We start from the raw sequence: 6,972 nt of genomic DNA on the forward strand, positions 1-6,972 counted from the left end.
ACCGCGGCCGTTCCAGCGTTTCGCTTGCGGGAGGCAGATTCTCGTCGAGAAAGGCCGCGAACTCCGCCCGAAACTCCTCGACGTCGGAATCAAAAGTCAGCTGCACGGTATTCCTCCGCGATTCGCGCGCGATGCTCGGCGGCGCCGCCGAGCAAGTGCTCGCCCGCTTTGGCCCGCTTGAGCGCGAACTGCAGGTCGTTCTCCCACGTGAAGCCCATCGCGCCGTTCAACTGCAGGCCATGCCGGAACACCAGCGACTGACATTCCCCCGCCGATGCCTTGGCCATCGCGGCGGCCAGCCGACGCCGCGGGTCGTCGGCGGCGATCGTCAGCGCGGCGAAGTAGGCCAGCGCCCGAGCGCGTTGCACGGCGACGTGCATGTCGGCGGCCTTGTGCTGCACGGCTTGGAAGGAGCCGATCGGCACGCCGAATTGCTCACGGCTTTTGACGTGTTCGAGCACCAGGTCGAGGATGCGTTGGCAGGCGCCGACCATCGTCATCGCCATCCCGGTCAACGCGACATGGTGGGCACGCTCGGCGTCGACCTTCACCCGAGCACTGTCGGACACTCGCACCCCGGGGAACGACACCTCGGCGACATGCAACACCGGGTCAAAAACCGAACTGCGGCGGGAAGACACCTCACCGGTCCCGACAATGAAGACCCCGGCGTGGGTCACGACCGCCAACCGGTCGACCCGGTCACCGTCGAGGACGTGGCGAGCCGTGCCATCGAGCACCCACCCCTCGCCATGCCGGTGCGCCGACACCCCGTGGTAGACGGCGGTGCCCGATTCGTGCGGGTCGAAGCGGCCGCCGGCCAACGGCGCGAACTGCGTCATGGTGGCCAAGAACGGCGTGGGATCGGTGGCGCGGCCGAGCTCTTCGAGCACGATGGCCAGCTCCACTGCACTGGCCGGGTCGCTCAGCTCGGTCCAGCCCAGATCCATATAGGACTTCCACAACGGGGTGGGGTCGACACCATCCTCGGCGACGCTGCGTACCAGCGACGGCGGACATTGCTTGGTGACGACATCGCGCACCGTGTCCTGCCACAGCCGCTGGTCAGCATCGAACTCCAAAAGCATCCGGGTTGCCTCCTCGCCGTCACCAACACCTTGGAGAATATCATTCTCCAATTAGCACAGTCGCAATCTCAACCCGACCATCAAGGGGAGACGACACGTGGACCCGAAGACATACGTCACGGGTTAGCTCGAAAAGCAGCGGGTGCCAGCACTGGCGAGAATGATATTATCCGTTCTGAAGAACTTCGCTTACGGCCAGTGGTGGCAATAGTGGCGACTACCAGGGACAATGTTTAATCGAAATGCTTACCGGAAACGCGTTGATTAGCGAGCAACGGAAATGTTAGATTACCTATCGTATGGCCAGCTGGTCCGACCAAGTCGTCGGAACCGCGAAGGGTTGGTTTAGGTGATACAGCACCCGGACGGAACCCGTACGCCCGTGATCGACGCGAGCGTGCACATCTTTTCGGCGTCGACTCCTGACCTCCGCAACTTTTTGCGTGAGCCATTCAAGAGTCGCGGCTTCCCCGACTACGAGATGGACTGGTATGGGGCGCCGGGCGGCGAATACGCGCGTGACACCCGTGGCCCGGATCGCGGCTACCCCGGCTCCGACCCGGATCTCGTCGGCAACCACCTGTTCAACGAGCGCGGCGTCGACGTGGCGGTGCTGCACCCGATGGGCCGCGGCATCATGCCCGACCGGCATTTGGGCAGCGCACTGTGCGCGGCGCACAACGAGATGATGATGTCGCGGTGGCTGGAGCACAGCCAGTACGGCGAGCGGTTCCGCGGCACCATCCGGCTCAACCCTGACGACATTGCCGGCGCGCTGCGCGAGCTCGCCAAATACAAGGACCACCCCCGCGTCGTGCAAATCGGCGTTCCGCTCCAGTCCCGTGAGCTCTACGGCAAGCCGCAGTTCTGGCCGTTGTGGGAGGCGGCAGCCGACGCCAATCTTCCGGTAGCCGTGCACATCGAGACTGGCGAAGGTATCGGGTTCCCGCCGACGCCGTCGGGGCATACCCGCACTTACGAGCAGTACGTCAGCTTCATGGCGTTGAACTACCTGTACCACTTGATGAACATGATCGCCGAGGGAGTGTTCGAGCGGTTCCCCGGTGTGAAGTTCGTCTGGGCCGACGGTGCCGCCGATTTCGTGACGCCGTTCATCTGGCGGATGGACACCTTCGGGCGCCCGCATCTGGAGCAGACACCGTGGGCACCGCAGATTCCGAGTGCCTACCTGCCCGGGCATGTGTATTTCGTGGCGGGCGGTCTAGACGGTCCGGGCGACGCTGACTTCGCCGACCAATGGTTCGGCTTCACGGGCAAAGACGACATGGTGATGTTCGGGTCAAGCTATCCGCACTGGCACTGCTGGGACGTCCAGAAGCTGCCCAAGGCGCTCACCGCCGAACAACGCGAAAAAGTGTGCTGGCGCAACGCCGCCGGGCTCTACGGCATAGACATTCCGGCGCAGTTAGCCGCACAGTAGACGTAGTAGACAAGGGAGACCACGATGACGCTGATACAGACCCAGGAACGGGTTCCCGCGAAGGAGCAGATCGCCGTCCGGTGCGTGGACTCCGACGTCCACCCGGTGCCGAAGCGGGGCGAACTCGTCCAGTACATCCCGGAGCCGTGGCGGAGCAAGTTCTTCCTCGACCACAAGGTCGGCGAGCTGATCTACTACGACGCTCCCGACTACGCACACTCCTACGCCATGCGCGTGGACACGTTCCCGCCCGACGGCGAATTCCCGGGCAGCGACCCGGATATGGCGTTCCGGCAGCTGATCATGGAGGCCGGCTCAGACATCGCGATCCTGGAACCGGGCGCCCGCACTCCCCGCCTACCTGAAGCCCACCAGGCAATGTCGTCCGCCCTCAACGACTGGCAGGCCAACCACTGGCTCGACAGCCACAACAACTGGCACCAGCGCTGGCGCGGGTCGATCTGTGTGGCGATCGAGGACCCGCAGGGCGCGGCCCGCGAGATCGAGCGCTGGGCGGGCCATCCGTACATGGCGCAGATTCTGCTCAAGGCCGAGCCGCGGCCGTCATGGGGCCACCCAATGTACGACCCGGTGTGGGAAGCCGCCACCAAACACGACATCGTGGTGAGCTGTCACCTCTCTCGCAGCAACTATGAGATGCTGCCGATGCCGCCGGTGGGCTTCCCCAGCTATAACCACGACTTCATGGTCACCTACTCACTGCTCGCCGCGAACCAGGTGATGAGTCTCATCTTCGACGGCGTTTTCGACCGATTCCCCACTCTTCGAATCGTTTTCGTCGAACACGCATTCACCTGGGTGTTGCCGCTGATGTGGCGGATGGACGCGATCTATGAAGCCCGTAAGTCGCGGATGGACATCAAACGCAAGCCGTCGGAATACGTCAAGAAGCACATCAAGTTCACCACGCAGCCGCTGGATTACCCGGAGGACAAGACCGAACTGACCCGGGCGCTGGAGTGGATGGAGTGCGACAAGATCTTGCTGTACTCCTCGGATTACCCGCACTGGACCTTCGACGACCCGCGTTGGCTGGTCAAGCATCTACCGAAAGCGGCGCGCGAAGCCGTCATGTTCAAAAACGGCATTGCCACCTATCACCTCCCTGAGACGGTTCCCGTCCTCGAAGGTCAGGTGCGGGTGTTCTAGATGCCCGTCGAGACCACACGGCCCCGGCTGGCCCAGGGCCGCGAACACATCGTCGCCACGGTGGACGAAATCCCGCCAGGCACACACAAGCTGGTGCCGATCGGCCGTCATGGTGTGGGCGTCTACAACGTCAACGGCACATTCCATGCGATCGCCAACTACTGTCCGCACCAAGGCGGTCCGCTGTGCTCCGGGCGGACCCGCGGCCGCACCGTCGTCGACGAGAACGCGCCTGGCGACGCGGTAATGGTGCGTGATCAGGAATACATCTACTGTCCCTGGCACCAATGGGGATTCGAGCTCGCCACCGGCACCACCGCGGTCAAACCGGAGTGGAGCATTCGCACTTACCCGGTCCGGGTGGTGGGCAACGACGTGCTGGTACAGGCATGACGCGACGGCGACGATGCAGAGCGAAGCGATGAGGAGGAGCGTCGCCATGACAGGAGCAGGCGTGTCTTCTATCGAGATCAACGGCGGTAACGTCGTCTACGAAATCTTGGGTGACTCAGGTGATCTCATCGTCCTGACCCCGGGCGGCCGATTCAGCAAGGAAATCCCCGGCCTACGCCCACTGGCCGAGGCACTGGTCGAGGGCGGCTACCGCGTTTTGCTGTGGGACCGGCCCAACTGCGGCGCTTCCGATGTGCAGTTCTACGGGCAAAGCGAATCGCACATGCGCGCCGAGACCCTGCATGGCCTGCTGACAAAACTCGACCTCGGCCCGTGCATCATCGCCGGCGGCTCGGGCGGTGCGCGCGATTCGATGCTGACGACAATGCTTTACCCCGAACTCGTCACCAAGCTGGTGGTGTGGAACATCGTCGGCGGCATCTACGGCACCTTCGTCCTCGGCTCCTACTACGTGATCCCGAGCATTCTCGCGGCGCGCGGGACGGGTATGGAAGGGGTCGTGAAAGTTCCTGAATGGCGCGAGCGCATCGAGGAGAACCCGAACAACAAACAGCGATTCCTGGAGTTCGACCGCGACGAGTTCCTCAAGGTGATGTTGCGCTGGCTCAACGCGTTCGTGTCCAAGCCGGGGCAAACGATTCCCGGTGTCGACGACGAGATGTTCGACCGCATCCAGGTTCCCACGCTCATCATCCGCGGCGGCGAGAACGACTGGGATCATCCCAAGCGGACGTCGCTGGAAGTCAGCTGTCTGATCAAGGGATCGAAGCTCATAGATCCACCCTGGCCCGAGGATGCCTGGGAGCGTGCCGCCGAAGAACGCGCCGCCGGAAATGTGAAGCATTTCAACATGTTCGACACGTGGGTGCAGGCTGCGCCCGCGATCCTGGAATTCGTGGGCTCCTGATGCTACTTCGCCAAGATGTGGACTTCGCAGTTGAGCGAGGCTTCCAGCGCGGTGTGGATCCGGCTTTCCGGTACCCGCTCCAAATCGGCTTGGCTCAGTGTCACGTAGACGACGTCGTAGCCGTCGTCGCCGGGAATGCGGTTGATTTCACCGGTGAGCCCGAAGCCCGACAGCACGCCGTGGGCATCGTCGTCGGTTCCCCTGCTGACGTAGGTGATCACCCCGGCAACCGGAGTGGTCTTGAAAGCCCTGGCGCACAGCTGCGTTGCCCTCTGTCTGACAGTGTCGGCATCGCTGCCCGCGATCAGCAGCTGCACTTCTCGGCCACCAACCGGCTTGTCGACCACTCCGACGCCGATCTCGTCGGCCAGCCTGCGCAGCGCCGTCATGCCCTGGCTCAGTTGCGCGGGAGCCAGCTCTCCGGATGGGTCGACGTTGACCCGCACCACGGCGGTTCGCATGTCGAAAGCCTAACGAGAGCCAACTGATGGAAACCACCGCTCCGCAAATCACCATCGCCGCCTGGGCCGGATGTGGGCCAAGGCTGCTGCGCGAGCAGCCCGGTCGCGAGGACTACGCGGCCTACCGCGACACCGGGGGTTACCGGCCTCTCGCGTCCACCGACGACCTGCTCGAGGAGGTCGAGCGCAGTGGTTTGTTGGGCCGCGGCGGTGCAGCGTTTCCGCTGGCGGTGAAGTTGCGGGCGGTGCGCGAGAACGGGCAACGCAGCGGCCTCGGCACGGTTGTGCTCGCCAACGGCGAAGAGGGCGAACCCGCGTCGATCAAGGACCGTTGGCTACTGCGCCATCGGCCACACTTGATCCTCGACGGGCTGCGGCTGGCCGCTGCCATCGTGGCCGCCGACTGCGCATACGTGTATGTGTCCGATCCGGAATCTGCCCGCAGCGTCGAAGCCGCACTAGCCGAACTCGACAGCGGCACTGTGGGTGTCCCTGTGCGGATATGGACGGTGGATCCGGGATATGTGGCCGGGGAAGAGACCGCCGCGGTCCGCGCACTCAACGGCGGCCCGGTCAAACCCACCGACAAGCCGCCGCGCCCGTTCCAAGAGGGTGTCGGCGGACGGCCCACTGTGGTGAGCAACGTCGAAACCCTCGCTAATCTGCCGTATCTGCAGCAGCACGGCTCGGCGGATTTCCGCACCCAAGGCACGTCGATGTCACCGGGCACTTTCTTGCTGACGATCACCGGCGCCGACCGGCCAGCCGGTCTTTACGAGCTTCCGCACGGCCTGCCCTTCACAGAGTTGCTTGCCCTGCACGGGATTTCGGGCGACCAAGTGCGCGGTGCCCTGATGGGCGGCTACTTCGCCGGAATGCTCAACCGCACCGTGCTCGACGCCACCTTGGACCACGAGACGGTGCGCGGGCTCGGCAGCGGGCTGGGCGCGGGAGCGATCTCGGTCCTTACTGACGACTGCGCGGTGGCGGTCGCCGCGTCGGTATTGGCCTACTTCGATCGAGAAAACGCCGGGCAGTGCGGGTCGTGTTTCAACGGCACCGCGGCGATGGCCGCCGTCGTCGGGGCGCTGCGTGACGGGGCGGCGACCGGCGAGGACCTCAAGCGATTGCGACGCTGGTCGGTGATGTTGCGCGGCCGCGGCGCGTGCGCAACTCTGGACGCCGCAACCAACATGGCGGCCAGCCTGCTCGACCAGTTCCCCCACGCGGTCGAGCATCATCTTGAGAACGCTTGCCAGCGTTGCCGTCTCGGCGTGTTCCGCGATGATCGGCCTTACGAGGTGGAAGCGGTGACGCGGAGGTGAGCGAACGCATGGCGATCCGGCTGGACCGCACCATCTGCGATGGATTCGGCATTTGCGCCAAGCATGCGCCGAAGTACTTTTCGCTCGACGACTGGGGATACGCGTCGCTGACCGGGGACGGCACCGTCGCCGACGAGGACCACGACGCAGTCATGCGGGCGCTGCT

The 6,972-nt window shown here is 64.3% G+C and carries 8 protein-coding genes; 6 read left to right on the forward strand and 2 right to left on the reverse strand.

All coding sequences use genetic code 11. The features are described from left to right. Positions 1 to 89: 89 nt before the first annotated feature. Complete coding sequence (locus VFA16_RS21120; RefSeq protein ID WP_324969706.1) at positions 90 to 1,088, reverse strand: acyl-CoA dehydrogenase family protein; 999 nt, start codon at positions 1,086 to 1,088, stop codon at positions 90 to 92. Between the two features lie 349 nt (positions 1,089 to 1,437). On the opposite strand from VFA16_RS21120, the gene VFA16_RS21125 reads away from it, so the two are divergent. The 4 genes from VFA16_RS21125 (at position 1,438) to VFA16_RS21140 (ending at position 5,020) form a co-directional block, all read left to right on the forward strand. After that, the gene (locus tag VFA16_RS21125) at positions 1,438 to 2,529 is read left to right on the forward strand and encodes an amidohydrolase family protein (RefSeq protein WP_324969707.1); all 1,092 of its coding nucleotides are present in this window, start codon (positions 1,438 to 1,440) and stop codon (positions 2,527 to 2,529) included. A 24-nt stretch (positions 2,530 to 2,553) separates the two neighbouring features. After that, positions 2,554 to 3,699: an amidohydrolase family protein gene (locus VFA16_RS21130; RefSeq protein WP_324969708.1), complete on the forward strand. Its 1,146-nt coding sequence runs from the start codon at positions 2,554 to 2,556 to the stop codon at positions 3,697 to 3,699. Further along, positions 3,700 to 4,092 carry a Rieske (2Fe-2S) protein gene (locus VFA16_RS21135; RefSeq protein ID WP_324969709.1) on the forward strand — a complete coding sequence of 131 codons (393 nt, stop codon included), beginning with the start codon at positions 3,700 to 3,702 and terminating at the stop codon, positions 4,090 to 4,092. A 61-nt stretch (positions 4,093 to 4,153) separates the two neighbouring features. Then, positions 4,154 to 5,020 (forward strand): alpha/beta hydrolase, encoded by an 867-nt coding sequence (locus tag VFA16_RS21140; RefSeq protein WP_324969710.1) that lies wholly within the window; start codon positions 4,154 to 4,156, stop codon positions 5,018 to 5,020. A gap of 2 nt (positions 5,021 to 5,022) precedes the next feature. On the opposite strand, the gene VFA16_RS21145 is transcribed toward VFA16_RS21140, so the two are convergent. After that, entirely contained in the window at positions 5,023 to 5,481 is a 459-nt protein-coding gene (locus VFA16_RS21145; RefSeq protein ID WP_324969711.1) for a hypothetical protein, read from the reverse strand. 26 nt (positions 5,482 to 5,507) lie between these two features. Here VFA16_RS21145 and VFA16_RS21150 point away from each other — a divergent pair, with 26 nt between their 5' ends. Together VFA16_RS21150 and VFA16_RS21155 are read left to right on the forward strand one after the other, a co-directional pair. Continuing rightward, positions 5,508 to 6,806 (forward strand): NADH-ubiquinone oxidoreductase-F iron-sulfur binding region domain-containing protein, encoded by a 1,299-nt coding sequence (locus tag VFA16_RS21150; RefSeq protein ID WP_324969712.1) that lies wholly within the window; start codon positions 5,508 to 5,510, stop codon positions 6,804 to 6,806. 8 nt (positions 6,807 to 6,814) lie between these two features. After that, positions 6,815 to 6,972 (forward strand): ferredoxin (locus tag VFA16_RS21155; RefSeq protein WP_324969713.1); only part of this gene is annotated, 158 nt, incomplete at its 3' end.

Origin of the sequence: Mycobacterium sp. (assembly GCF_035653355.1) — a bacterium.
Classification (GTDB): domain Bacteria; phylum Actinomycetota; class Actinomycetes; order Mycobacteriales; family Mycobacteriaceae; genus Mycobacterium.